This is a genomic window from Streptomyces sp. NPDC002784 (assembly GCF_053592135.1).
The window spans coordinates 1-24,083 of record NZ_JBSFVD010000025.1; the positions used below are offsets into that span (position 1 = coordinate 1).

At 71.9% G+C, this 24,083-nt stretch carries 25 protein-coding genes and 2 pseudogenes; 12 read left to right on the top strand and 15 right to left on the bottom strand.

Features of this window, described 5'->3' with window-relative positions:
• From ACWD1Z_RS30725 to ACWD1Z_RS30750, 6 genes and pseudogenes are all read right to left on the bottom strand, one after another.
• Positions 1 to 143, bottom strand: a pseudogene (locus ACWD1Z_RS30725) (ABC transporter ATP-binding protein); the annotation flags it as partial.
• A gap of 32 nt (positions 144 to 175) precedes the next feature.
• Positions 176 to 1,282 (bottom strand): aliphatic sulfonate ABC transporter substrate-binding protein, encoded by a 1,107-nt coding sequence (locus tag ACWD1Z_RS30730; RefSeq protein WP_451123035.1) that lies wholly within the window; start codon positions 1,280 to 1,282, stop codon positions 176 to 178.
• Positions 1,283 to 1,479: 197 nt separating this feature from the next.
• Positions 1,480 to 1,593, bottom strand: coding sequence for a putative leader peptide (locus ACWD1Z_RS30735; protein ID WP_451123037.1), 114 nt, complete (start codon positions 1,591 to 1,593; stop codon positions 1,480 to 1,482).
• Between the two features lie 107 nt (positions 1,594 to 1,700).
• Positions 1,701 to 2,033, bottom strand: a pseudogene (locus ACWD1Z_RS30740) (acyl-CoA dehydrogenase family protein); the annotation flags it as partial.
• 122 nt (positions 2,034 to 2,155) lie between these two features.
• Positions 2,156 to 3,142, bottom strand: a complete 987-nt coding sequence (gene sph, locus ACWD1Z_RS30745; protein WP_451123039.1) for a sphingomyelin phosphodiesterase — start codon at positions 3,140 to 3,142, stop codon at positions 2,156 to 2,158.
• Positions 3,143 to 3,263: 121 nt separating this feature from the next.
• Positions 3,264 to 3,722, bottom strand: coding sequence for a pyridoxamine 5'-phosphate oxidase family protein (locus ACWD1Z_RS30750; protein ID WP_451123041.1), 459 nt, complete (start codon positions 3,720 to 3,722; stop codon positions 3,264 to 3,266).
• Between the two features lie 155 nt (positions 3,723 to 3,877).
• On the opposite strand from ACWD1Z_RS30750, the gene ACWD1Z_RS30755 reads away from it, so the two are divergent.
• Complete coding sequence (locus ACWD1Z_RS30755; RefSeq protein WP_451123043.1) at positions 3,878 to 4,264, top strand: VOC family protein; 387 nt, start codon at positions 3,878 to 3,880, stop codon at positions 4,262 to 4,264.
• A 598-nt stretch (positions 4,265 to 4,862) separates the two neighbouring features.
• Positions 4,863 to 5,927, top strand: coding sequence for an adenosine deaminase (locus ACWD1Z_RS30760; protein WP_451123045.1), 1,065 nt, complete (start codon positions 4,863 to 4,865; stop codon positions 5,925 to 5,927).
• Here ACWD1Z_RS30760 and ACWD1Z_RS30765 read toward each other — a convergent pair.
• Positions 5,915 to 6,424, bottom strand: coding sequence for a mycothiol transferase (locus ACWD1Z_RS30765; protein WP_451123047.1), 510 nt, complete (start codon positions 6,422 to 6,424; stop codon positions 5,915 to 5,917). The two genes, ACWD1Z_RS30760 and ACWD1Z_RS30765, sit on opposite strands and share 13 nt — an antisense overlap.
• A 27-nt stretch (positions 6,425 to 6,451) precedes the next feature.
• Complete coding sequence (locus ACWD1Z_RS30770) at positions 6,452 to 7,339, bottom strand: LysR substrate-binding domain-containing protein (protein WP_451123049.1); 888 nt, start codon at positions 7,337 to 7,339, stop codon at positions 6,452 to 6,454.
• A 127-nt stretch (positions 7,340 to 7,466) separates the two neighbouring features.
• Here ACWD1Z_RS30770 and mgrA point away from each other — a divergent pair, with 127 nt between their 5' ends.
• From mgrA to ACWD1Z_RS30795, 5 genes are all read left to right on the top strand, one after another.
• Entirely contained in the window at positions 7,467 to 8,456 is a 990-nt protein-coding gene (gene mgrA / locus ACWD1Z_RS30775) for an L-glyceraldehyde 3-phosphate reductase (RefSeq protein ID WP_451123051.1), read from the top strand.
• A gap of 293 nt (positions 8,457 to 8,749) precedes the next feature.
• Positions 8,750 to 9,160, top strand: coding sequence for a hypothetical protein (locus ACWD1Z_RS30780; RefSeq protein ID WP_451123053.1), 411 nt, complete (start codon positions 8,750 to 8,752; stop codon positions 9,158 to 9,160).
• A 46-nt stretch (positions 9,161 to 9,206) separates the two neighbouring features.
• Positions 9,207 to 11,549 (top strand): FHA domain-containing protein, encoded by a 2,343-nt coding sequence (locus tag ACWD1Z_RS30785; protein WP_451123055.1) that lies wholly within the window; start codon positions 9,207 to 9,209, stop codon positions 11,547 to 11,549.
• Positions 11,550 to 11,558: 9 nt separating this feature from the next.
• A complete protein-coding gene (locus ACWD1Z_RS30790) occupies positions 11,559 to 12,104 on the top strand; it encodes a hypothetical protein (RefSeq protein WP_451123057.1) in 546 nt (181 codons plus the stop codon).
• Positions 12,094 to 13,098, top strand: a complete 1,005-nt coding sequence (locus ACWD1Z_RS30795; protein ID WP_451123059.1) for a serine/threonine-protein kinase — start codon at positions 12,094 to 12,096, stop codon at positions 13,096 to 13,098. The genes ACWD1Z_RS30790 and ACWD1Z_RS30795 overlap by 11 nt, the downstream gene beginning before the upstream one ends.
• Here the strand turns inward: ACWD1Z_RS30795 and ACWD1Z_RS30800 are convergent.
• A complete protein-coding gene (locus ACWD1Z_RS30800; protein ID WP_451123061.1) occupies positions 13,095 to 14,360 on the bottom strand; it encodes a streptophobe family protein in 1,266 nt (421 codons plus the stop codon). The genes ACWD1Z_RS30795 and ACWD1Z_RS30800 overlap by 4 nt on opposite strands.
• A 161-nt stretch (positions 14,361 to 14,521) precedes the next feature.
• Here ACWD1Z_RS30800 and ACWD1Z_RS30805 point away from each other — a divergent pair, with 161 nt between their 5' ends.
• The 3 genes from ACWD1Z_RS30805 (at position 14,522) to ACWD1Z_RS30815 (ending at position 16,833) form a co-directional block, all read left to right on the top strand.
• A complete protein-coding gene (locus tag ACWD1Z_RS30805; protein ID WP_451123063.1) occupies positions 14,522 to 15,754 on the top strand; it encodes a DUF6777 domain-containing protein in 1,233 nt (410 codons plus the stop codon).
• A gap of 97 nt (positions 15,755 to 15,851) precedes the next feature.
• Positions 15,852 to 16,304, top strand: coding sequence for an ATP-binding protein (locus ACWD1Z_RS30810; protein ID WP_451123065.1), 453 nt, complete (start codon positions 15,852 to 15,854; stop codon positions 16,302 to 16,304).
• A gap of 124 nt (positions 16,305 to 16,428) precedes the next feature.
• Positions 16,429 to 16,833, top strand: a complete 405-nt coding sequence (locus ACWD1Z_RS30815; protein WP_451123067.1) for a helix-turn-helix domain-containing protein — start codon at positions 16,429 to 16,431, stop codon at positions 16,831 to 16,833.
• An 18-nt stretch (positions 16,834 to 16,851) separates the two neighbouring features.
• On the opposite strand, the gene ACWD1Z_RS30820 is transcribed toward ACWD1Z_RS30815, so the two are convergent.
• The 5 genes from ACWD1Z_RS30820 to ACWD1Z_RS30840 all read right to left on the bottom strand — a co-directional run bounded on the left by ACWD1Z_RS30820 (position 16,852) and on the right by ACWD1Z_RS30840 (position 21,656).
• The gene (locus ACWD1Z_RS30820) at positions 16,852 to 17,454 is read right to left on the bottom strand and encodes a ClpP family protease (protein ID WP_451123069.1); all 603 of its coding nucleotides are present in this window, start codon (positions 17,452 to 17,454) and stop codon (positions 16,852 to 16,854) included.
• Positions 17,455 to 17,456: 2 nt separating this feature from the next.
• Positions 17,457 to 18,095, bottom strand: a complete 639-nt coding sequence (locus tag ACWD1Z_RS30825) for an ATP-dependent Clp protease proteolytic subunit (protein WP_389420219.1) — start codon at positions 18,093 to 18,095, stop codon at positions 17,457 to 17,459.
• 125 nt (positions 18,096 to 18,220) lie between these two features.
• Positions 18,221 to 19,096: a geranyl diphosphate 2-C-methyltransferase gene (locus ACWD1Z_RS30830; RefSeq protein ID WP_451123071.1), complete on the bottom strand. Its 876-nt coding sequence runs from the start codon at positions 19,094 to 19,096 to the stop codon at positions 18,221 to 18,223.
• 52 nt (positions 19,097 to 19,148) lie between these two features.
• On the bottom strand, positions 19,149 to 20,192 hold the full coding sequence (locus ACWD1Z_RS30835; RefSeq protein WP_451123073.1) for a family 2 encapsulin nanocompartment cargo protein terpene cyclase: 1,044 nt from the start codon (positions 20,190 to 20,192) through the stop codon (positions 19,149 to 19,151).
• A 30-nt stretch (positions 20,193 to 20,222) separates the two neighbouring features.
• A complete protein-coding gene (locus ACWD1Z_RS30840) occupies positions 20,223 to 21,656 on the bottom strand; it encodes a family 2B encapsulin nanocompartment shell protein (protein WP_451123075.1) in 1,434 nt (477 codons plus the stop codon).
• 402 nt (positions 21,657 to 22,058) lie between these two features.
• Here ACWD1Z_RS30840 and ACWD1Z_RS30845 point away from each other — a divergent pair, with 402 nt between their 5' ends.
• Together ACWD1Z_RS30845 and ACWD1Z_RS30850 are read left to right on the top strand one after the other, a co-directional pair.
• Positions 22,059 to 22,859 carry a VOC family protein gene (locus ACWD1Z_RS30845; RefSeq protein WP_451123077.1) on the top strand — a complete coding sequence of 267 codons (801 nt, stop codon included), beginning with the start codon at positions 22,059 to 22,061 and terminating at the stop codon, positions 22,857 to 22,859.
• A 46-nt stretch (positions 22,860 to 22,905) separates the two neighbouring features.
• Positions 22,906 to 23,592 carry a ribonuclease H family protein gene (locus tag ACWD1Z_RS30850; protein ID WP_451123079.1) on the top strand — a complete coding sequence of 229 codons (687 nt, stop codon included), beginning with the start codon at positions 22,906 to 22,908 and terminating at the stop codon, positions 23,590 to 23,592.
• A 9-nt stretch (positions 23,593 to 23,601) separates the two neighbouring features.
• On the opposite strand, the gene ACWD1Z_RS30855 is transcribed toward ACWD1Z_RS30850, so the two are convergent.
• Positions 23,602 to 24,054 (bottom strand): SRPBCC family protein, encoded by a 453-nt coding sequence (locus tag ACWD1Z_RS30855; RefSeq protein ID WP_451123081.1) that lies wholly within the window; start codon positions 24,052 to 24,054, stop codon positions 23,602 to 23,604.
• Positions 24,055 to 24,083: the final 29 nt, after the last annotated feature.

A 24,083-nucleotide genomic window follows, 5' to 3' on the forward strand; every position in this document is an offset into this window, starting at 1 on the left:
CCGGGCGCGACATCGAGGGTGATGTCGTCGAGGACGAGCTGCTGCCCGGCCGGGCCGGCGAAGGACTTCGACACGTGGTCGATGCGCGCGGCGTGGTCGACCGACGTGTCCGTGCCGTCGGCCTTGGGAATCGTGATGGCCATGGTCGTCACCTCCTGGGAGCTCTGGGAATCCGTTACTTGACGCCGAGACCGGCGTCGTCGACCTCGTCCTTGCCCTCGGCCGCGAGGACCTTGTTGAGGAGCGCGAGGTCGTAGATGCCGTCCAGGTCGGGCTGTTCGAGCAGACCGGCCTTCACCGCGTGCTCGGCCTCGGTGTCGAGGGTCGCGGCCAGCGGGTCGTCGAGGAAGCTGATCGACTTCCAGGCCGGGTCGATGACCTCGGCGGGCAGCGCCTTGCCGGACTCCTTCTCCAGGGCCTTGTTGGCGGATGCCTTGGCCTGGTCCGGATTGGCGTTGATCCACTCGTTGGTCTTCACCGAGCCGCGCAGTACGGCCTCGACGACGTCCGGGTGCTCCTTGAGGAACGTCTGGGACACGATGATGTTCGTGATCACGAACTTCTTGTCGGGCCACAGGTCGGCCTCGTCCAGCAGCACCTTCGCGCCGTCGGCGACCAGCTTGGAGGCGGTCGGCTCCGGCACCCAGGCGCCGTCGATGGAACCGGACTTGTAGGCGTCCGGGGTCACCTTGTTGTCGGTGCGGACGACGGAGACGTCACCCTTGCCGCTCTGCGCGTCGACCTGCCAGCCCTGTTCGGCGATCCAGTTGAGGAAGGCCACGTCCTGGGTGTTGCCGAGCTGTGGGGTGGCGATCTTCTTGCCCTTGACGTCCTTCAGGGACGTGATCCTGCCGGGGTTCACGACGAGCTTCACCCCGCCGGACGCCGAGCCGGAGATGATCCGCAGGTTCGAGCCGTCCGCCTTGGTGTAGCCGTTGATCGCGGGGGAGGGGCCGATCCAGCCGATGTCGATGGAACCGGAGTTGAGGGCCTCGATCTCGGAGGGGCCCGCGTTGAAGGTCGATGCCTCGATCGTGGTGCCGCCGAGTTCCTTCTGGAAGATGCCCTCCTCGACGCCCACCAGGGCGGTGGCGTGCGTGAGGTTCGGGAAGTAGCCGATCCGCACCTCGTCGGCGGAGAGCTTCTTGGCGTCGGCCGCGACCTGCGCCTGCTTGTCGTCGTCGGCGGAGTCCGAACCGTAACCGCATGCGGTGAGCAGCAGGGGGAGCGCGGCTATGGCGGCGAGGGTGCGCAGGGCGGTGAGCGGTCTTGCGGCAGACACGGAGGTGTCCTCTCGGGAGTCGTGGATCACGGGTACGCGGGCACACGCCTGCTCCGGGGAGGGCGCGGGTGATCGCTGAAGGGAGTAAGGGGGGGGCCGACAGGTTCGGCGAATGACTTGATGCAGGGCCACCGGGCCACCGGGTCGACACGGCTGGCTCAGGGCCTCGGGTCAGGCCGGAAGGTCGGCTCGCGGCCTCAGAAGGGCCGACAGATGGCGCTCGACGTACGGCGAAGGTCGATGTGGCGGCGGGAGGTCAGCAGCGGCAGCGAAAGCGCTGCGCGGACACACGGTCCCATGGCCACCCCCATCGATCCCTAGCTTTCCTACCTGGTTGCTAGGGATCGTGGCAGAAGTCGGCCGCCGACCCAAGAGGGTGTTCGCATGCTGGACGAGCTGATCTTGCTAAGTGAGATGCTCAGACCGGCAGAGTGAACGGCGGGTGCTCCCCGCTGAGGAAGTAGCCCCCCACGTCACGGAGTCGATGGATCACGGACTCCTGCAGCGTGTGGGTCCTGGCGTCGCGCCAGAAGCGGTCCAGGCCCAGGCGCGCGGAGGTGGAGCGGGCGCCGATGATGTCCAGGGCGCGGGCCGTGGATTCGTGTGCGGCCTTGGCGGCGGCGGCCTCGGCGACCGTCACCAGGACCGAGATCTCGGCGCCCTCGTCGTACGTGAGGTCCGCTCCGCGTCGCAGCCCGCCGTCCAGGGCCGTCAGCGCCTCGGCGGCGAGTGCGGACGCGGCGCGCGTGACACCCCTCGCCATCGCCCCGGGCTCCGCCGAGGCCCTGGCCCAGGTCACCGACCAGTTCTCCCTTTCTCCCTCGCCCTCGGCGGCGGCCCCGTACTGGCCGCCGCCGGCTGAACCCGCCGTGGTCAGCCCGCCGACCCGGTCACCGGGTAGTGGTCCGACAGATTGGTGTACGTGTGGTCGGTGCCCCAACTCGACACCGTCCAGGGCGCACTCCGCTCCTTGACGACGTCGTTCTTCCATACGGCCGGACGGGCGTGGCCCGCGCGGTGCAGGACGTAGTCCAGGTCCTCGCGCGGGTCGTCCGGGTAGCGGTCGCGCGCCAGGGAGTTGTCCTGGGTGTCGAAGGAGTACGGGTGCCCGGTGCGCGCGTCGGCGCCGACCAGACCGGCGTCGGTGAGCATCGTGCCGTACTCCGCGGTGTGCGAATCGACGTTCAAGTCGCCCGCGACCAGAACCTGTTCACCCGCCGGGATGTTCTTGGCGTCCAGGAACGCGTCGATCGTCCGGAACTGACGGCTGCGCATCGCGGCCGCCTCACCGGCGTCGCACCCGGGGTCGGTGGACTGGGCGTGCGTGCCCACGACGTGCACCTTGGTGCCGCCGACGTTCAACACCACGTACGCGAAGCCCTTGTTGGACCACCAGTCCGCGCCGCACGCGTCCTGGTAGACGTGCTGCTCCTTGCGGACGATCGGCCACTTGCTGAGCACCGTCACCCCGCCGTCCTCCGGCGTCGTCGCCGAGTACGCCCCGCCCGTCGCGTCCCAGCCGGTCCTGCTCCGGCCGACCACGGGCGTCTGGTACGGATAGGCGCTCGCGGCGGCCGACTTCAGCGCGTCCGAGGAGGAGTTGTCGAACGCCTCCTGGAGCACCACCACGTCGTTGCCCTGGAAGAACGGCGCCTTCACGATCTCGGCGGCCCGGTGGTCCTGGCCCCAGTTCGGGTAGAGGCTCTTGCTGAACAGGAACACGTTGTACGACAACACCCCCAGTGCCGGGGTCTGTTCGGCGGCGGACGCGGGGGGCGTCGCGCCCGCCAGGCCCGCGACGGCGAGCGAGAGGGCGAGCGCGGCCGATCCCTGTGCACGGCGCTGTGCGGAAAGCGTCACTGGTTCTCCCTGTGGTGGAGGGGGGTTGGGTGGCGCCGCACATCAAACCAGCAGGGGTTACCCTCAGGTAACACCTTTGGGGGATTCGGATGTCCCGGGGCGGTACAGGGGCCGAACCTGTCTAGACCAGCCAGTTCCCGTCCCGCATCAGATGCCGCTGCGGTAGCTCCCGCTGCTCGTGCCAGGCCTGTACGGCCAGCGGGCGCACCCGGAAGAAGGCGTACGGCGCGCGCTCGGCGCGCGGGTCCCAGCCGGTCCTGGCCGCGAACGCCTCCGCCGCCGCGGCCGGCACCTCCTCGGCGGTGAACGCCTCCGCCTCGCCGTCGATCAGGACGACGTCACGAGTGTCCCCGAACGCCAGCCGGGTGCGCCGCCCGCTGCGCAGATTGCGGCCCGTGGGGTTGGTGCCCCGGGTCGACAGCCACAGCGCCTCGCCGTCCCAGACGAACCAGAGTGCCACCAGACACGGCACGCCGTCGGCGTCCGCCGTGGAGACCCAGATGTCGATCTCCCGCTCCAGCCGGTGCAGGACGTCGCGTCGGCGCTGTTCGGGGGTGCGGGGCGGCTCGGTGATCGTCATGCCGGGGACGCTACCCAGCACCGGGCCGGGACGCCTCGGGCCGTGGGCCTAGGCCCGTGGACCGAGCCCCGCGCGGGGTCGCGGTCATGGACTGGCGCCCGGGTGGGTTTTACGTATAACCTCTCCCGTCAATCGCCCGTCCCCGGAAGGTACCGATGAGACGCATCGCCCTGGTCACCCTCGTCGTCGACGACTACGACGAGGCGATCCGCTTCTACACCGACGCCCTCGGGTTCCGGCTCGCCGAGGACAGCCCGCGCCCGGACGGCTCGCGCTGGGTCGTGGTGGAGCCCGGCGAGCAGGGGACCGGCCTGGTGCTGGCCCGCGCCAAGGGTGACGCCCAGGCCGCCCGGGTCGGTGACCAGACCGGCGGGCGCGTCGGGTTCTTCCTGCACACCGACGACTTCGCCCGCGACCATGCCCGGATGCTCGCCGCGGGCGTGACCTTCCTGGAGGAGCCGCGCCACGAGCCCTACGGCTCGGTCGCTGTCTTCCAGGACCTGTACGGCAACCGCTGGGACCTGCTCCAGCCCGCCGACTGAGCCCGGCCGTGCGGCACCGCAGGGAGCCGCCGGGCTGGCTTGAGCCCGGCCCGCCGCACCGCTGGGCAGCAGCTGGGGTGGCTCGGGCCCGGCCGCCGCACCGCCGGGCATTTGCTGGGTGGCTCAAACCCGCTGCCGCACCGCCGGGCAGCCGCCGAGCCAGCTCAAACCCGCCGCCGCACCGCCGGGCAACCGTCGGGGTAGCTCGGACCCGGTCCGCCGCACCACCGGGCAGTTGCTGGGGCCCGATCGGACTCGCCGACTGACCCCCGCAGGCCCGCACCGCCGGGCACCCGCCGGGCCCCGCTCAAGCCCGCCGACCAACCCTCGCCCGCCGCCCCACCGCGCACCCGCCGGTGCCCGCTCAAGCTCACCGCCCAGCCCCGTGCCGCACGCCGGGCAACAGGCAAAGCCCGCCCAGCCGCCCGGTTGAACCCTCCCTCGCTCCACCACTCTCCCAGCCACCCCGCCCGCTCAAGCTCACCGCCCAGCCCCGCCCGCCGGGCAACAGCCAATCCCCGCCCAGCCCGCCCGGCTGAGCCCCCGCCCGCTCCACCACCCCTCCCAACCGCCCCACCCGCCCAAGGAAAGACCCACCATGATCGCTACGCGCGTAGACACCGACGTGATCCGCCGGCTCCCCAAGGCCGTCCTGCACGACCATCTCGACGGCGGCCTGCGCCCCGCCACCGTCGTGGAGCTCGCCGAGTCCGTCGGTCACACCCTGCCGACCACCGACCCGGACGAGCTGGCCGCCTGGTACTTCGCGGCCGCGAACTCCGGTGACCTGGTCCGCTACATCGCCACCTTCGAGCACACCCTCGCCGTGATGCAGACCCGCGAGGGCCTGCTGCGCACCGCCGAGGAGTACGTCCTGGACCTGGCCGCGGACGGTGTCGTCTACGCCGAGGTGCGCTACGCCCCCGAGCTGAACACCACCGGCGGGCTCGCCCTCGCCGAGGTCGTGGAGACCGTTCAGGAGGGGCTGGCGGCCGGAATGGCGAAGGCGGCCGCGGCCGGCACCCCGGTCCGCGTCGGCACCCTGCTCTGCGGCATGCGCATGTTCGACCGGGTGCGCGAGGCCGCCGACCTGGCCGTGGCCTTCCGGGACGCCGGTGTCGTCGGCTTCGACATCGCCGGCGCCGAGGCCGGTTTCCCCGCCGCCGACCACCTCGGCGCCTTCGAGCACCTGCGCCGCGAGAACGTGCCCTTCACCATTCACGCCGGTGAGGCCGACGGCCTGTCCAGCATCCACCAGGCGGTCCAGATCTGCGGCGCCCAGCGCCTCGGTCACGGCGTGCGCATCACCGACGACATCGTCGACGGCAAGCTCGGCCGGCTGGCCGGCTGGGTCCGCGACCGCCGTATCGCGCTGGAGATGTGCCCGACCTCCAACCTGCAGACCGGCGCCGCCACCTCCATGGCCGAGCACCCCATCACCGCCCTGAAGGACCTCGGCTTCCGCGTCACCCTCAACACCGACAACCGTCTGGTGTCGGGTACGACGATGACGCGCGAGATGTCGCTGCTGGTCGAGCAGGCCGGCTGGACGGTGGAGGACCTGCGCACGGTCACGGTGAACGCCGTCAAGAGCGCGTTCATCCCGTTCGACGAGCGCAAGGCCCTCATCGAGGACGTCGTCCTGCCGGGTTACGCGCTCTGAAGCAGTCCGCGGACGTAGGCGGCCTGTCCGAGGTGCTGGAGATCGTCGGACAGGACGCTGACCAGCCGGACGCCCAGGGTGACCGGCGGGTCCCAGCGCTCGTCGACGATGCGCTCCAGATCCTTGGCGGGCAGCTCTCGCAGCGCCGCGAGGGTCTGGGCGTGGACGGCGTCGTAGTACCCGGTCAGCAGGTCACCGGAGCCGACCCGCACCTTGCCGACCTGCGCCGAGGTGTGCCCGTACCCGATGTCGCTGGGGGGCAGATCGAGGCCGAAGGTCTGCTGGAAGTCCTGGGTGAGCCACACCTGGTCCAGGCCGAAGGCGTCGGCGATGTGGTCGTCCTGGACGCGGGTGAGATGCCAGACGAGCCAGGCGATGGAGTTGGCGTCCGGGCCGGGCCGGGCGTGCAGGTCGTCGGGGGCGAGGCCCTCGACCGTGGCGTGGACTTCTTCCTGGATGCGGCTGAAACCGTCGATGAGGATGTCCTTGGCATGCATGGCTCCACCATCGCGCACAGCCGTCCCTCACGCGCCCTCTGCCTCCAGCAGTTCCATCAGCGCCCGCGCCGCCGGGCTCGTGGCCTGCGGGGGCGGCAGCAGGGCGACCGTCTCGTACACCCGCTCGCCGGTGCCCTTGACCGGCAGCGCGGTCAGTGACTCGCGCTTGTGCCGGAAGTGGCGCGGTACGACGGCGATGCCGAGGTTCTCGTCCACCAGGTCCAGCAGGCTGTGCACGTCGTTGACCTCCAGGGCGACCGTCCGCCGTACGCCCGCGGCGGCGAACGCGGCGTCGGTGGTGCGGCGCGGTCCCCAGTCCGGGTGGAAGTCGACGAACACCTCCGCGCCCAGCTCCTCGGGGGTGACCGCGGCTCCGGTGGCGGCGAGCCGGTGGCTCGGGTGGCACAGCACCGTCATGGGCTCGCTGGACAGGGGTACGGCGCGCAGCTGGTCGGTGTCCTTCTGCGCCGCACGCACGGCGAAGGCCAGGTCCAGGCGGCCGGCCGCGACCTCCTCCGCGAGCGCCCCCGCGCCGGCCTGGCGCAGGCAGATCTCCACGTCCGGATGGCGGCGCCGGAACGCGGCGAGCAGTCCCGCCACATGCACCCCGGCGATGCACTGCTCGGAGCCCAGCGCCAGCATCCCGCGCAGCACGCCCTGCACCGCGGCCACCGCCTCGTGGGCCGACCGCACCTGCGCGAGGATCCGCTCCGCCTCGCCCAGCAGCGCGCGCCCGGCCGGCGTGAGCGTCACGCTGCGGGTGGTGCGTACGAACAGCGGGGTCTGGAGTTCCCGTTCCAGGGAGCGGATCGAGGCGGAGAGCCCGGACTGGGAGACCATGAGCCGTTCGGCGGCCCGGGTGAAATGCTGGTCCTCGGCGACCGCGACGAAGTGCTGGAGATGGCGCAGTTCCATGGCTGAGAAGCGTATCCGCTGAATTCCATCGGATTCTTCTGTTGGACCGATGCCCACAGGTCACGGCAGAGTGGGCAGCGGTTCTCAGGGACCCTGGTTCCTCCGTGCCCACCCCTCTGGAGTCGCGTTGTACACCGCACACCCCGACCGCTACGCGGACATGCCCTACCGGCGCACCGGACGCAGCGGCCTCAAGCTCCCCGCCCTGTCCCTCGGTCTGTGGCACAACTTCGGCCCGGACCGCCCGGTCGAGACCCAGCGGGCCATCCTGCGCCGCGCCTTCGACCTCGGCGTCACGCACTTCGACCTGGCCAACAACTACGGCCCGCCGCCCGGCGCCGCCGAGTCGGCGCTCGGTGAGGCGCTGAAGGCGGACTTCGCGGCCTACCGCGACGAACTCGTCATCTCCACGAAGGCCGGATACCTGATGTGGCCGGGACCGTACGGCGAGTGGGGCTCGCGCAAGTACCTCATGTCCTCGCTCGACCAGAGCCTGCGGCGGATGGGCCTGGATTACGTCGACATCTTCTACTCGCACCGCCCGGACCCGGAGACTCCGCTGGAGGAGACGATGGGCGCGCTGCACTCGGCCGTCCAGCAGGGGAAGGCGCTGTACGTCGGTGTCTCCAACTACTCGCCGGAGCAGACCCGGGAGGCGGCCCGCATCCTCGGTGAGCTGGGCACCCCGCTGCTGATCCACCAGCCGCGCTACTCCATGCTCGACCGCCGCCCGGAGGAGGGACTGCTCGACGTCCTCGACGAACTGCGGATCGGCTCCATCGCCTACTCGCCGCTGGAGCAGGGCCTGCTGACGGGCCGCTACCTGAACGGCATCCCGGAGGACTCCCGGGCCGCGAGCGACAGTCCCTTCCTCAGCTCCGACGCCCTCACCGAGGACCTGGTGGCCCGGCTGCGCACCCTCGCCGACCTCGCCAAGGACCGCGGCCAGACGCTGGCGCAGATGGCGCTGGCCTGGGTGCTGCGCGGCGGCCGGGTGACCTCGGCCCTGGTCGGCGCGAGCAGCCCGCAGCAGCTGGAGGACAGCGTGGCGGCGATCGGCAACCTGGACTTCGACGCGGAGGAGCTGTCCCGCATCGACGAGGCCGTGAAGGCCTGAGCCCGAGGTGACGCCCCGCCGGATCCGGCGGGGCGTCGGTCGCCGGAGCGGCCGAAGGGGCACTCACCGCCGTCTTGCCTGGGAAAACCTGCCCCTATCGCCTTTCGGCCATCGATCTTGGCGAATATGCCAGGAGAGTGGCCAAAAAGTCATGGTGACAGTGATTCAGTAGTGAACATACTCAATCGCAGAGGGCACTTCACCCGCAGCGAAGACCCCATCACGCACAGCAGCTGAGCCGCCCGGAAAGCGAGGCCCGGCCCACCGGCGAGCGCACCACGGGGGAGTGAGACGTGCACGACGAATTCCTGTGCCATGTCACCGCATACGGCACCTGCGGCGGCCGGCGCATCGGCGTACCGCTCGGCACCTACCGGGCGCCCACCCTGGCCCTCGCCCTGTGGTGGCTGCGCGACCGGGCCGCGTGGATCGCCGAGCGGCTGGACCCGCACCCCGACGCCGAGCACTTACCCGCGGGCGCGCTCGTCCCGGTCGCCGGCACCGTGCCCGACGTGCCCGCCGTACTGCGCGCCTGGTGCGGGGACGCCGCTCAACAGGAGCTGGTCGCCGAGCAGTTGGCGGCCGGACGGCTGGTCCGTATCGCCACCCACGACGACACCACCGAGTACGAACTGCTCGCCGAGTCGATCGACGCGCTGCGGATGCAGCGCACCAGCCCCGCCCTGGTCGTCCCGGTCGCCTGATCCTCCGCGCCAGGCGCGCAAGTGGGCACATCGGTAGAATTCAGGCATGGCGGAGCGGCCGCTCGCACCGACTGCGCCCGTACTCGTGCTGGAGACCGAGTCGGGCTCCACCGTGATGACCCCGAGCCGCGACTACCACGTAGGACGCGACCCGCTCAGCGACATCGTCATCGACGACGCGCGCGTCTCCTGGCACCACGCGGTCCTGCGCCCCGAGTCCGGCCACTGGACGCTGGAGGACGAGGGCAGCACCAACGGCACCTACACCGACGGCCACCGCGTCCACGAGTGGGACGTCGGACCGGGCACCGTGATCCGCTTCGGCAACCCCGCCGACGGCCCCCGCGCCGTCCTCCTCGGCCGACCGGAAACCGCCGTCCCCGAGCGCCCCTCGGCCGTCTCGATGCCCGCCCAGACCGGCACCTTCCGGCAGCCGACGAGCGTCCGGCCGCTGCCCGCCCGTACCGTCCGCATCGGCCGCGCCGCCGACAACGACCTCGTCCTCGACGACCTCGTCGTCTCCCGCTACCACGCGGAGCTGCGCGCCCTGCCCGACGGCGGCCACGAGATCGCCGACCTGGGCAGCCACAACGGCACCTTCCTCAACGGCAGCCCCGTCACCGCCGCCCCCCTGCTCCCCGGCGACGTCGTCGGCATCGGACACTCGGCGTTCTGCCTGGTCGGCGACGAGCTCCAGGAGTACGTCGACACCGGCGAGGTCTCCCTGGAGGTGCAGGACCTCACCGTCGCCGTCGACCGCGGCCGCAAGACCCTCCTCGACGACGTCTCCTTCCCGGTGGGGGAGAAGTGCCTGCTCGCGGTGGTCGGACCGAGCGGCGCCGGAAAGTCCACCCTGCTCAACGCCCTCACCGGACAGCGGCCCGCCGACCACGGCACCGTCGTCTACGACGGCCGCGACCTCTACCGCGACTACGCCGAACTGCGCCAGCGCATCGGCCTGGTCCCGCAGGACGACATCCTGCACTCCCAGCTCACCGTCCGCGCCGCCCTGTCCTACGCCGCCGAACTCCGCTTCCCGCAGGACACCGCCAAGGCCGAACGCCGCGCCAGGGTCGACGAGGTCATCGGTGAACTCGGCCTGGAGCAGCGCGCCGGACAGCCCGTGCACAGCCTCTCCGGCGGCCAGCGCAAGCGCGTCAGCGTGGCCCTGGAACTGCTCACCAAGCCCTCCCTGCTCTTCCTGGACGAGCCGACCTCGGGGCTCGACCCCGGCATGGACCGCTCGGTGATGCACATGCTGCGCGACCTGGCGGACGACGGCCGTACCGTCATCGTCGTCACCCACAGCGTGCTCAGCCTGGACGTCTGCGACCGCCTCCTGGTCCTCGCGCCCGGCGGCCGGATCGCCTACTACGGCCCGCCCGAGGACGCCCTCGCCTTCTTCGGCTTCGCACAGTGGCCGGAGGCCTTCGAGGCCTTCGAACGCGACCAGCACCGCGACTGGGCCGGCGACTACGCCGCCTCGCCCCTGCACCGCCGCTATGTCGCCGACGCCGCCGCCCAGCCGCGGCTGCTGCGCTCCGGACCGGTCGTCATCACCCCGCCGAGCCGGCCGCGCAGCCGCGGCGCCCAGCTCGGCACGCTGATCCGCCGCTACGGCGCCGCGCTCAGCGCCGACCGCACCTTCCTCGCGATCATGATCGCCCTGCCGTTCGTGATGGGCGCCATGGCCCGCGCCCTGGCCGGCAGCGCCCTGACCCGCGAGACCGCGCTGAACGCCCTGCTCATCCTGTGCGTCGGCGCCGTCCTCACCGGCGCCGCGAACGCCGTGCGTGAACTCGTCAAGGAACGGGTGATCTACCGGCGCGAACGCGCCGTCGGCCTGTCCAGATCGGCGTACCTGATGTCGAAGGTCGTGGTGCTCGGCACGATCACCGTGCTCCAGGCCGTGGTGCTGACGCTCGTCGGCCTGCTCGGCGTCGATCTCAACGCCCCCGGCGGCGAAGGCGTACTGCTGCCGCCCCTGGCCGAGATCATCGTCGCCGTCGCCCTGCTCGCCTTCACCGCGATGATGCTCGGCCTGCTGGTGTCCGCGCTGGTGCGCAAGGAGGAGGTGACGATGCCGCTGCTGGTGCTGCTGGCCATCGTCCAGGTGGTGTTCTGCGGCGCCCTGCTGAAACTCGACGGCGTGCCCGGCCTGGAACAGCTGGCCTGGCTGGCGCCCGCGCGGTGGGCGCTGGGCGCGATGGCCGGCACCGTCGATCTGGCGCGGCTCGTGCCCGGCGACCTGACCGGCGACCCCCTGTTCCGCCACTCGGCGGGCGTCTGGCTGCTCGACATCGGCATGCTGATCGTGCTGTCGGTGGTCTTCGGCTACGTGGTCTCCCGGCTGCTGCGCCGCCAAGAACCCGTCGTGATGCGGAAGTAGGCCGAGGCCATGGCGACACCCGGATTCCGGCCCACGCACGTCGTCCCCGCCCGCGGGATGCCGGCCTGGCAGAGCCCCGACCCGGCCCGGCCCACCGTGCCGCTCGACCCGCTGCTGCCGGTGCAGCTCCTCGAGCGACGCGGCGACTGGGGCCACGTCCTGTGCGCCAACGGCTGGTCGGCCTGGGTCGACGGCCGCCACCTGGTCGCCGTGCCCCAGGACCCGCCCACCCCCGACGCCGCCCTGGCCCGCACCGCCGACCCCCGGCCCCAGCTCGTCCGCGCCGAGCAGAACCTCGCCCGCTACCGGGCCGCGCTGGAGGATCTCGCGGCCGGCGGCCTGGACGGCGAGTCCTTCCGCGACCGCACCCGCGGACTGCGGATCGGCGTGGTCGTCGAGGGCGAGCACGTATGGCTCTACGACACCGAACACGGACGCTGGGTCTACGCCGACGGCCTGCGACTGACCACCTTCGCCACGGACGAGGCGCCCCGCGCCGCCGCCGCGGACCGCGACCACACCGCCACCCAGGTGGTGACCCCGGATGGGCCATGAGACGAGCCTGTTCTCGGGCCGCCCCTCGGAGCTGATCGGCAAGCAGATCGCCGCCTACCGCATCGAGCAGGAGATCGGCCGCGGCGGCATGGCCGTCGTCTACCGGGCCCGCGACCTGCGCCTGGACCGCACCGTCGCGCTGAAGCTGCTCGCCCCCGAACTCGCCCGCAACGACACCTTCCGCCGCCGTTTCACCCATGAGTCCCGGGCCGCCGCCGCGATCGACCACCCGCACATCGTGCCGGTCTTCGAGGCGGGCGAGACCGACGGCGTCCTGTACATCGCCATGCGCTACGTCGCCGGCAGCGACCTGCGCCACCTCCTGGACCGGCAGGGCCCCCTGGCGCCGGCGACGGCCCTGCGGATCGCCGCGCAGGTGGCGTCCGCGCTGGACGCCGCCCACGAGCACGGGCTGGTCCACCGGGACGTGAAACCCGGCAACATCCTGGTCGCCCGCGGCACCGACAGCGACCACCCCGAGCACGCCTATCTGACCGACTTCGGGCTGACCAAGAAATCGCTGTCCCTGACCGGATTCACCACCGTCGGACAGTTCGTCGGCACGCTGGACTACGTGGCGCCCGAGCAGATCTCCGGCAAACCGGTCGACGCGCGCTGCGACGTGTACGGCTTCGCCTGCGTCGTCCACGAGTGCCTGGCGGCGCGGCCGCCCTTCCGGCGGGACGACGACATGGCGCTGCTGTGGGCGCACCAGTACGACGAACCGCCGCCGCTGACCTCCTCCCGGCCCGACCTCCCGGCACCGGTCGACGCGGTCTTCGCCAAGGCGCTGGCCAAGAGCCCCGACGACCGGTACGACTCCTGCCTGGCCTTCGTGGCGGCGCTGCGCCTCGCCCTGCGGGGCGACCCGGAGCGGGCCCACCCGCCGACCCGGGTGGACGTACGGGCCGTGGACCAGGGGGACGAGCGGGCCGAGGGGCCGAAGCCGCCGCCGCGGTGGGCCGAGCCGTTCTTCGGCGGGAGGTACAGCTAGCGCGGCACTTCGCCCCGTCGGTGCACCGGCCGGGCCAGCAGGGCGCCCAGGAATCCCGCCACCAGGCCCCACAGCAGCGCGAAGCCCAGCGCGCCCCAGATCCGCGGCCTCAGCACCAGCTCCCCGGCCAGATCGCCCCCCAGGTCGCCGATGCCGAGGACGGACAGGCCGTAGTGCGCCGAGATCCGGGCGACCAGGCAGATCATCAGCACCGTCAGCGCCAGCGCCACCGCCATCCGCACCGCGTGCTGCCAGGCCCGCATCCGGCGCGGGGAACGGGCCGCCATCACGAACGCGGCGGCGAGCACCAGGACCGCGTCGACGACCACCAGCCACCACACCCGGCCGTCGTGCTCGGCGAGCGTGCCCAGATTCAGGGCCGCGGTGTCCGAGCCGCGCAGCACCTCGTCCAGGACATGCGGCATCGGCAGGCCGAACGGGCCCTCGACCCGGCCGTCCCAGGTGGCGCCGAGGCCGACGGTGAAGGCCAGCCACACCAGGTTCGGCAGACCGAGCAGCAGCACCGCCAGGGTCTCCGCCGCGTGGCCGCGGGTGGCGGCGACGACCAGACCGATGACGGCGCCCAGAGCGGCGCAGGCGAGCAGCAGCACGACCATGGCGTACGCGGCGGGCCGCACCGCCTCCTGGAAGCGCAGCAGCCGGGCCGGCAGGGGAGCCCCGCGGGACACCAGCAGCGCCAGGACCAGCACGCCCGCCAGCCACAACAGGCCGAAGAGCAGGGTGAGCGGCACGTCCGCGCGGAAGCCGACCCGGGGCGTGACGCCGAACAGCTCACCCAGCTCGCCGAGCGCATCGTCGCCCAGCGAGACGGTGAAGGTCTGCCGGGCGGCCAGCGCCAGCCCGAGCAGCGCCAGCAGCCACAGCACGGCGATCCGGGCCGCCCATCCCGCCAGCTCGCGCGCCCCGGCCACCGCCCGGTGCCGCAGCGGCCGCAGGAAACCGGCGGCGATCACCAGCGCGCCGACGAGGGTGACGGACAGCGGGATCACGGCGAGGTCGGCCGCGGACTCGGCGAGGCCGCCGGCGTCGCCCGACATCTCCACGGCGCCGCCGACGGCGGTCACCACGGTCGCGGCGGCGACCCGCGGGAAGGCGCCGTCCGGGAGGCCGGCCGCCCCCGCCGCCCACAGGCCGAGCGCCGCGACGATCGCCATGGCGAGCAGTCCGGCCAGCACGGCGACGACGGCCTGCGGCCAGCCGTGGCGGGCCACTGCCTGGTCGGAGGGGGTGCGCGTGATCACCCTGCCACGCTAAGCAGCCTCCGTCCGCCCCGCCTGCCGGGAGGGCCGTCCGCGTCGGCTTGCGCGGCGCACCGGCCCGGAGCGCACAATGGTGATGATATGGAGAAACACGGCTATTCAGGTGAAAGGCCGTGAGAGTTCCCTATCGGGAAGAAGGGCTCGTGAGCGCCGAACCTCCCTCCTCGGGCAGGCCCACAGGACCCCCTTCGGGACCCCTGTCCGGCCCCTCGCAGCCGCCTACCGGTCCGCCCTCCCAGCCCCCGGGCGGCAGCGGCGGCGGCCTGCCCCCGAGCACCGGGGGCGGCGGTGTCCCCCCGCCACCGGAACCCCGTCGGCCTTGGTGGCGGTCCGTGCCGCGGATCGCCGTGCTCGCCACGGTGGTGGTCGCGGCCGTGGTCATCGCCGTCGTCCTCGGCCGCGGTGGCGGTGGCGGCGGTGGCTCCGCGGCGGGCGGCGAGGTCTTCCTCCAGGCCGCCGGGAAGACCGGCCCCGACCCCTTCACCGAGTCCACCGCCAAGGACAGCTCCGCCCCGCCGGCCACCCCCTCCCCGGCCACGGAGACCCCCACCGGCAACGCCGTCCGCGGCGTCGACGGCGCGGCGCCCGGCCTGTACGGCGGCACCCGCAACGCCGCCAGCTGCGACGTGGAGAAGCAGATCAAGGCCCTCCAGGCGGAACCGGCGAAGAACAGGGCGTTCGCCTCCGTCGCCCGCGTCGACCCCGCCGGAGTTCCGGCCTATCTGCGCGGCCTGACCCCCGTGCAGCTGCGCATGGACACCCGCGTCACCAACCACGGCTACCGCGACGGCACGGCCACCAGCTACCAGGCCGTCCTCCAGAGCGGCACCGCCGTCCTCGTCGACGACCGCGGAGTGCCCCGGGTGCGCTGCGCCTGCGGCAACCCGCTGACCGAGCCGGTGGCCCAGCGGAGCCCGAGGACCACGGGCGACTCCTGGCCGTCGTACACGTCCTCGAACGTCGTCGTGGTCGCCCCCGCCACCACCGTCGTCGAGGTCTTCGTCGTCCACGACCCCGAGCGCGGCGACTGGTTCGAGCGGCACCCCGGTGACACCGGTTCCAAGGACCGCAGGACGGACCCGCCCGCCCGCCAGCCCTCTCCGTCGATGACCGAACCGCCCTCCACGTCGACGTCCCCCGACGACCCGCCGGCGTGCCCGGACACGCCCGACGGCTCGGAGAACACCTGCCCGCCGTCCTCCATCACCCCCTCCGGCCAGATCCAGCCGCCGACCCCGGTGCCCCCGACCTCCCAGCCCCCGGCGGAGCCGGAGTCTCCCGGGACGACCACCCCCGAAGTGCCGCTGACCTCGGACTCGACCGCCACGGCGACCCAGTCCCTGCCGGGCGTCAGCCCGCTGACTCCGTCGATGTGACGTATCGGTCCCCTGTGCGGGGGGATGCGGAGCGCGGCACTGGGTACGAGCACTGATGCAGCAGTGTCCGGCCAGGTCGGCTTCGAGAGAGAAACGCATGATCGAACACGACGGGGCAGTGATTCCGACTGGTTTCGACGTGCCCGTGGAACCGCTCCGACGGGCGGCCCATTACACCGGTGAGCCGGGATGCATCGCCGAGGCGCGGTCCTTCGCCGCCCTCTTCCTCGGCAGGCTGCGCACCGAATGGTGCGCCCACATCGACGACCGCGCCCAGGAAGAGGTGCTCCTGGTGGTCAGCGAACTCGTCACCAACGCCGACCGGCACAGCAACGGCCCCTACATCCTGGAGCTGGAGGGCACCGACTCCGGGGTCACGGTCTGCGTCTACGACAGCAGCGCCGCGCTGCCCCGCCGCTTCCCGCGGGACCCCCAGCGCATCGGCCGGCACGGTCTGGAGATCGTGCACGCGCTGGCGGGGGACGTCGCCGTGGAACGGATCCCGGTCGGCAAGCGGGTCCGTGCGGTGATCGGCTTCGCCGGGCAGTGACCCGAACCGGACAGTCACCCGAACCGGCTCGGCTCGGCTCAACTCCCTGTTCGCTCCTGGCGATTCCTCCCAGCGCGGAACGCCGCGCCCTTCCCGTCCCGGCCCTGGCTCCTAGGCTGGGAGGGTGAGCAACCAAGCGCCGAACCAAGCCCGCGTCGTCCCGCTGCGCCCGCCCGCGCGCCCGGAACCCTCGCCCCCGCGGTCCGCCGGACCCACCACCAGGGAACCCCTGTGGCGGGACCTGGTCGGAGACGTCCTGCGACGCGAACGCCTCGCCCAGGAACGCACCCTGAAGGACGTGGCCGACGCCGCCCGGATCTCGATGCCCTACCTCTCCGAGGTGGAGCGCGGCCGCAAGGAGGCCTCCTCGGAGGTCCTCGCGGCCGCCGCCCACGCCCTCGGACTCGGCCTCGGCGACCTGCTGTCCCGGGCCCAGGGCGAACTGATCCGGCTCACCAGCCGCCACAGCCCGGTCCGCAGCCGCGGCACGGCCGGTTCGTCGTACGACGGACTCTGCCTGGCCGCCTGACGCCGCCGGCCCGGCGCCTCACACCCCGACGAGGCGCCGGTTCATCACCTGGTCGGCCAGGCCGTACGCCACGGCCTCCTCGGCGGTGAACACCTTGTCGCGGTCCATGTCGGCGCGCAGCGTCCCGACGTCGTGGTGGGTGTGCCGGGACAGCACATCCTCGACCTGGGCGCGGATCCGGACCATCTCCTTGGCCTGGAGCGTCAGATCGGAGACCGTGCCCTGCCGGCCACCGCTGGCCGGCTGCCCGAGCAGCACCCGCGCGTGCTCCAGCACGGACCGCCGCCCGGGATCCCCGCCGGCCAGCAGCACGGCCGCCGTGGACGCCGCCTGCCCCACGCAGACCGTGGCGATCGGCGCCTGCACGAAGGTCATCGTGTCGTAGATCGCCATCAGCGAAGTGAACGATCCGCCGGGGGAGTTGATGTAGATCGAGATCTCGTTCTCGGGCGCCGCGGCCTCCAGATGGAGCAGCTGCGCGATGACCACATTGGCCACCCCGTCGTCGATCTCCGTGCCGAGGAAGATGATCCGCTCGTTCAGCAGCCGGCTGAACACATCGAAGGACCGCTCGCCCTGCGGGGTGCGCTCGATGACGTTCGGAATCGTGTAACTGCCCATGACTACAGCCCCATCCGTCGCTTCGAGGCGGCCGGGCGGACGTCGGTGAGCGACTCCACCACCCGGTCGACCAATCCGTACTCCTGGGCCTCCTCGGCCGTGAACCAGCGGTCCCGGTCACCGTCCCGGGAGATCGTCTCCGGGCTCTGGCCGGTGTGCTCGGCGGTCAGCCGCTCGATGGTCCGCTTGGTGTGCTCCAGGTTCTCCGCCTGGATCTCGATGTCCGCGGTGGTGCCGCCGATGCCGGCCGACGGCTGGTGCATCATGATCCGCGCGTTCGGCAGGGCGAAGCGCTTGCCCGCGGTGCCGACGCTCAGCAGGAACTGGCCCATGCTGGCCGCGAAGCCCATGGCGAGCGTCGACACGTCGTTGGGGATCAGCCGCATGGTGTCGTAGATGGCGAGACCCGCGTGGACCGAGCCGCCGGGGCTGTTGATGTACAGGCAGATGTCAGTGCGCGGGTCCTCCGCGGACAGGATCAGCAACTGCGCGCAGACCCGGTTCGCGGAGACCTCGTCGACCTGGGTGCCCAGCAGCACGATCCGCTGCCCGAGCAACTGGGCGGCCAGCTGGTCGTCGAACCGGGTGGGCGCGGTGTCGCCCTCCTCCGCCCGGGGAGCGAGCGCGGTGAGTGGAGTCATGGGATCTCCTCGTCGTGGCGTGAATGCCGTCGACTCCACTGTTGCCCGCGCATTCCCCGCGCCGGGGCGTTCTCTGCCCGCGGCAGATCAGCCACGAGCAGAGGGGCCGTCCCGCCGGCGTCGGGTCAGATCCGGTCGGCCGCGATCAGCAGGTACTGGAAGCTGCCGTTGCGGTAGGCGGTCAGGAAGGTGTCCTCGATTCCGGTGACCAGGTGCTCGGCCTGCCGGCGCAGCTCCCAGTAGGGGATGGTCGCCGCGGTGAGGTCCTGCACGTGCACCGGCACCAGCCGGTTGCGGGCCATCGCCCGGAAGTACGCCGAGCGGGGATGGATGTCGCAGATGTAGTGGGCGTTGATCAGGGACACCTCGCGGGAGGCGCGCCCGTAGGTGTCGTTGTAGCAGCCGGTGATGACCACATAGCGTCCGCCGCGGCGCAGCAGCCGGGCGTGCTCGGCGAACAGCAGGTCCAGCTCGACGTACATGGTGGACTCGTTGTTCCACGAGGCGGCGAACGCGCCCGAGGCGAATCCGGTGTCGAGCATGTCGCGGCAGTGGTAGCGCACGCTGCCCTCGATGCCCCGCTTGCGGGCCTGCTCGTTGGCGAACTCGGCCTGCTTGGCGGAGATGGTGACCCCGTCGGCGCCGCAGCCGTAGCGCAGATGGGCCACGACGCTGCCGCCGCCGCGTCCGCAGCCGGCGTCGAAGACCCGGTCGGCGGGGGACAGCGGGCCGAGCCGGTCGGCGAGCAGCTCGGCCTGGGCGTGTTCCAGGCGGTGCAGTTCGGCGGTGATCCGCTCCTGGCGCAGCGCGGGGTCGGAGTCCTCCAGCACCGACCGGTCGACGTCCCCGATGCCGTAGTGGTGGTGGTACAGGTCGTCGATCCTGCCGAGTTCGAGGTTGACCGGGTTCTCCTCGGCGTTCCAGTAGTCCGCCACCCGGTGCTGGTACGTGGACTGGGGCGGCACCGGTGCGGTGGTGGTGCCGACGTCGGTGGAGCTCAACGCTGGTTCCTCTCGTGGGGGGACGGTGGGGCCGGTGTGTGCTGCGGGGCGCTCACCAGTAGTCGGGCAGGTGGTAGCGGTGGGTGTTGGTGGCGTGCCACTCGTGGTTGCCGGCGACCCAGGCCGCGAGGCCCTCGGTGTAGCGCGCGACGACGGGCGAGAGGGCGGAGACGGCGGCGGCCTCCTCCTCGAACGCCGCCATGATCCGGTTGTGGATCTCCACGGACTCCAGATAGGCGGCCTTCAGCCCGCACCGCTCGTTGGCGTCGACGACCACGGGCAGGTTCAGATGGGTCGGGTCGCTCGCCAGTTCCTTGGTGAAGGAGTACAGGTCATTGACGATCGTGGTGGCATTGCAGGCCAGCGCCGTCACCCGCTGGATCTCCGGGCGGGCGTGGAGCGCCGCGGGCAGTTCATAGCCGTCCACCGCGTCGACCAGTGACAGACAGGGCCGGAAGTTGTTGAACTGCCGCATCGTCAGGTACTCCCACACCCGCGGCAGGTACGCCGTCTCCGCCCAGGCGGCCTCGCCGAGGTAGCCCAGGTGGAGCCGGGCGATGTCGTGGACGAGCCGGTCGGTCTGGCTGGGCGTGGCGAAGGCGGCGTAGTCCTTCAGCGCCCAGTGGTACGCGCGCAGCGGCCCGTCCGCCTGGACGCCGAGCCGCCACTGCTCCTCCGTCTCGGGGGTGCCGTGGTACGGGTCGAGCGCCGACTGGGCGATGACCAGCCGCCCGCCCAGGCCGCGCGCCGAGGCGCCCCGGCCTTCGGAGACCTCGCAGTAGCAGCTGTCGACGACGTTCTCCGCGAGCAGCAGCTTGCCGGCGGCGGTGAGGCGTTCGAGGTCGGCGGCGCCGGGATGCTGGAGCACCACGGCCCGCCCGAACCGGAAGCCGGTGAAGTCGCCGGACCAGGCCCTGGGAAACAGATCCAGACCGCGCGCCCAGGCTTCGAGGCGCAGGTCCACCTCCGTCACCTTCCGCGGATCCGGTGGGACGGCGGGCCGGTACAGCAGGCCGGGCACGGCACCGCCGCGCCGGGTCCGGAGAGAGCGGGCCGGGCTCGGCGGGCCGGGCGGCCGGAACGTGGACGTGCTCATCGACGTACTCCCGTTCGGTCGGCGGTCCGTTCAGTCGGCGGTCCGGCCGATCTGGACGTTCTCCAGGATTCCGGCGGCGTCCGGCACGAGGATCGCCATGGAGTAGTAGGCGGTGACGAGGTAGCGCAGGATCGCGCTGTCGTCGATGCCCATGAACCGCACGTTCAGGCCCGGCTGGTACTCCTCGGGGATGCCGGTCTGGTACAGGCCGACCACACCCTGGTCGGCCTCGCCGGTGCGCAGCGCGATGATGCTGGTGGTGTGCTGCGGGCCGATCGGGATCTTGCCGCACGGGAAGAGCGGCACGCCCCGCCAGGCGGGCACCTCGTGGCCCTCGACGGTCACCGTGCCGGGCACCAGTCCGCGCCGGTTGCACTGCCGGAAGAAGGCCGCGATGGCTTTGGGATGGGCGAGGAAGAGCCGGGTCTTGCGGCGCATCGACAGCAGCTCGTCCAGGTCGTCCGGGGTCGGCGGTCCGGCGAAGGTGCTGATCCGCTGGTCGTAGGCGGTGTTGTGGAGGAGCCCGAACTCGCGGTTGTTGACCAGCTCCCACTCCTGGCGTTCGCGGATCTCCTCGACGGTGAGCCGCAGTTGCTGCTGGGTCTGGTCCATCGGGTCGTTGTAGAGGTCGGCGACCCGGGTGTGCACCCGCAGCACGGTCTGGGTGAGGGACAACTCGTACTCGCGCGGGGCGAGTTCGTAGTCGACGAAGCCGCCGGACAGCACCGGCTCGCCGACGTGGCCGGCCTGCACCGGCACATCGGCCTCGCCCTTGCGGTTCATGGGCTTGTTCTGCCGCTCGGCGTAGGCCTCCAGATGGGCGGCGAGCGAGGGGGCCCGGCCCACGTCCTCCATGAGCTCGTCCCAGGGCAGCACCAGCACCACCCCGGACGTCTCGGCCCGGACCGAGCTGAGCCAGAGCGGGTCGGCCTGGCCGACGGCCTCGTCGCCCAGGCCCTCGCCGTCGGTGACGACGCCGATGACCTCCTCCTCGCCGTACTTGCCGGCGGTGAAGCGGGTGAAGCGGCCGTGCACCACCAGGTAGGCCTCGGTGACCGGCTGTCCGGCCTCGAAGAGGACCTGCCCGGCGCGCACCTCGCGGACCCGGAAGCGGGAGGCGACCTGCTGGAGGACCTCGATGTCGCGGTAGCCGTGCAGCGCCGGCAGTTCGGTGAGCGTCTGCGGGATCACCCGGACGTCGTCGGCGCCGTTCTGCTCGAACTGCACCCGGCCGCGGCCGATGCGCAGCTGCAGACGCCGGTTGACCCGGTAGGCGCCGCCCCTGACGTCGACCCAGGGCAGCATCCTCAGCAGCCATCGGGAGGTGATGGCCTGCATCTGGGGTTCGGACTTGGTGGTCGTCGTCAGGTTGCGGGCGGCTCGCGTGCTGAGGCTGGTGAACGGGGGAGCGGTGGTGCCGGGTTCGTCGACGGTGGGATCGGCGGCGCTTTCGGGTGCGGACACAGTCCCTCCCTGGAAGGGGGTTCAGGGGTGAGCGGTGTGGTCGGTGAGACGGCAACCTCGTGGCACGGGGTGGACAGCACGCGCTGCCTGTACACAAGGCAAACAGCGGAGGTGAGGGCCGGGAACCGCGTGAAGGGGGCGGTTTCGCGCGCCGGATGTGCAAACCGCCCGATCGGGGCGGACTGCGAAAGCGCGTGTGATCCCACGCCGGTCATCATCGCCCGAACGGGCGGCGCACAGGGAGCGCGGGAGCCGTGCGAGCGTGCCGCCGCGCGCGGCTGGTTCAGCGGGGGCGTCGGCGCGGCCGGTGACGGCGCCGGGGTTCGTTCGGCGCGCGCTCGGCGTGGGGGGTGGATAGCGTGGGAAACCGGACCGGAAACCCGAGTCGGAGAGGCCGCGGTCATGGCGGTACAGCCAGAGGGAACCCCTTGTTGGGCCGATGCGATGTTCACTGACGTCGAGGGAGCCAAGAGCTTCTACGGCACTGTCCTCGGCTGGACCTTCGGCGAGGCGTCGACGGAGTTCGGCAGCTACACCCAGGCCTACGCGGACGGCAAGGCGGTCGCCGCCGTCGTCCCGCCCATGCCCGGGCAGGACGGCCCGTCCCAGTGGTGCCTGTACTTCGCGTCCCCGGACGCCGCCACCACCGCCGGCCGGATCCGCGACCACGGCGGCGAGGTGCTGATGGAGCCGATGCGCGTCGGCGACTTCGGCACCATGTGCCTGGGCCGCGACCCGAGCGGCGTCGTCTTCGGCGTCTGGCAGGCCGGCGCGCACGAGGGCTTCGAGGCGCCGCCCGAGCGGCCCGGCGCGTTCTGCTGGGCCGAGATCTTCACCCGGGAGCCGGAGAAGTCCGACGCGTTCTTCCCGGCCGTCTTCCCCGCGTACACCGCGCAGCGGATGGAGGACGACGGGGTCGACTTCCGGCTGTTCAACATCGGCGACAAGACGGTCCTGGGCCGGATGGCGATGACCGAGGAGTTCCCGCCCGAGGTCCCGGCGTACATCAACGTGTACTTCTCCGTCGCCGACTGCGACGATGCCGTGTCCAAGGCCACCGAGCTGGGCGCGGTCCTGCGGTTGGGGCCCATGGACACGCCCTTCGGGCGGTTCGCCTCGCTCAGCGACCCGCAGGGCGCGCACTTCTCCGTGATCGACACCACCACCATCGCGGGCGAGATGCCCAAGATCACCGACGTCTGACCGGGCGGGCTCGGGTCACCCCCGCGGCCCATGGCATGATCGGCGCATGCGTGAACGAGTAGTGGCCGCGTGCGACGGGGCTTCGAAGGGGAACCCCGGACCCGCGGGCTGGGCCTGGGTCGTCGCCGACGAGACGGAGACCCCGGCCCGCTGGGAAGCCGGACCGCTCGGCAAGGCCACCAACAACGTCGCCGAACTCACGGCCCTGGAGCGCCTGTTGGCGGCGACCGACCCCGGCGTACCGCTGGAGGTCCGGATGGACTCCCAGTACGCCATGAAGGCCGTCACCACCTGGCTGCCGGGCTGGAAGCGCAACGGCTGGAAGACCTCCGGAGGCAAGCCGGTCGCCAACCAGGAGCTGGTCGTACGCATCGACGAACTCCTGGCCGGCCGTTCCGTCGAGTTCCGTTATGTGCCCGCTCACCAGGTCGACGGCGACAAGCTCAACGACTTCGCCGACCGTGCCGCGAGCCAGGCGGCCACCGTGCAGGAGCCCGCGGGCAGCGGCCTCGTTTCGCCCGAGCCGCCGCCCGCTCCGGACGCCCCTGCCAAGGCGCCGCGCCGCCGCCCCGCGACCGCCAAGAAGAGCGGCGCCGGCTCCTCCGCGCGCACCATCAAGGCGAAGTTCCCCGGCCGCTGCCTGTGCGGCCGCTCCTACGCCGCGGGCGAGCCCATCGCGAAGAACGCGCAGGGCTGGGGTCACCCGGAGTGCCGCACGGAAGCGGCGGGATAGCTCAGGGACCTACACCACGGTGCCGCGCCAGGCGCCGGTCTCCCGGCCGCGGTCCTCGATGTAGGACTTGAAGCGCTCGAGGTCGCCCTTGGCCTGCCGCTTCACGAACCCGAGCTTGTCGCCGACCTTCTCGGCGAGGCTGTCCGGGTGGAAGTCCATCTGGAGCATCACCTTGGTGTGCTGCTCGTCGAGCCGGTGGAAGGTCACCACGCCCGCCTGATGGGCCTGGCCGCCGACCGTGGTCCAGGCGACCCGCTCGTCCGGGATCTGCTCGGTGATCTCCGCGTCGAACTCCCGCTGCACCCCGTCGACCTTCGTCACCCAGTGGGTGAGCGTGTCGCTGCGCTGCTCGATGCGCTCGACCCCGCTCATGAACTCGGGAAACGACTCGAACTGGGTCCACTGGTTGTACGCGGTGTGGACCGGGACGCCGACCTCGATGGATTCCTCGACCTGTGACATGAGTCGCCCTTCCTTGGTCTGTGTACGGT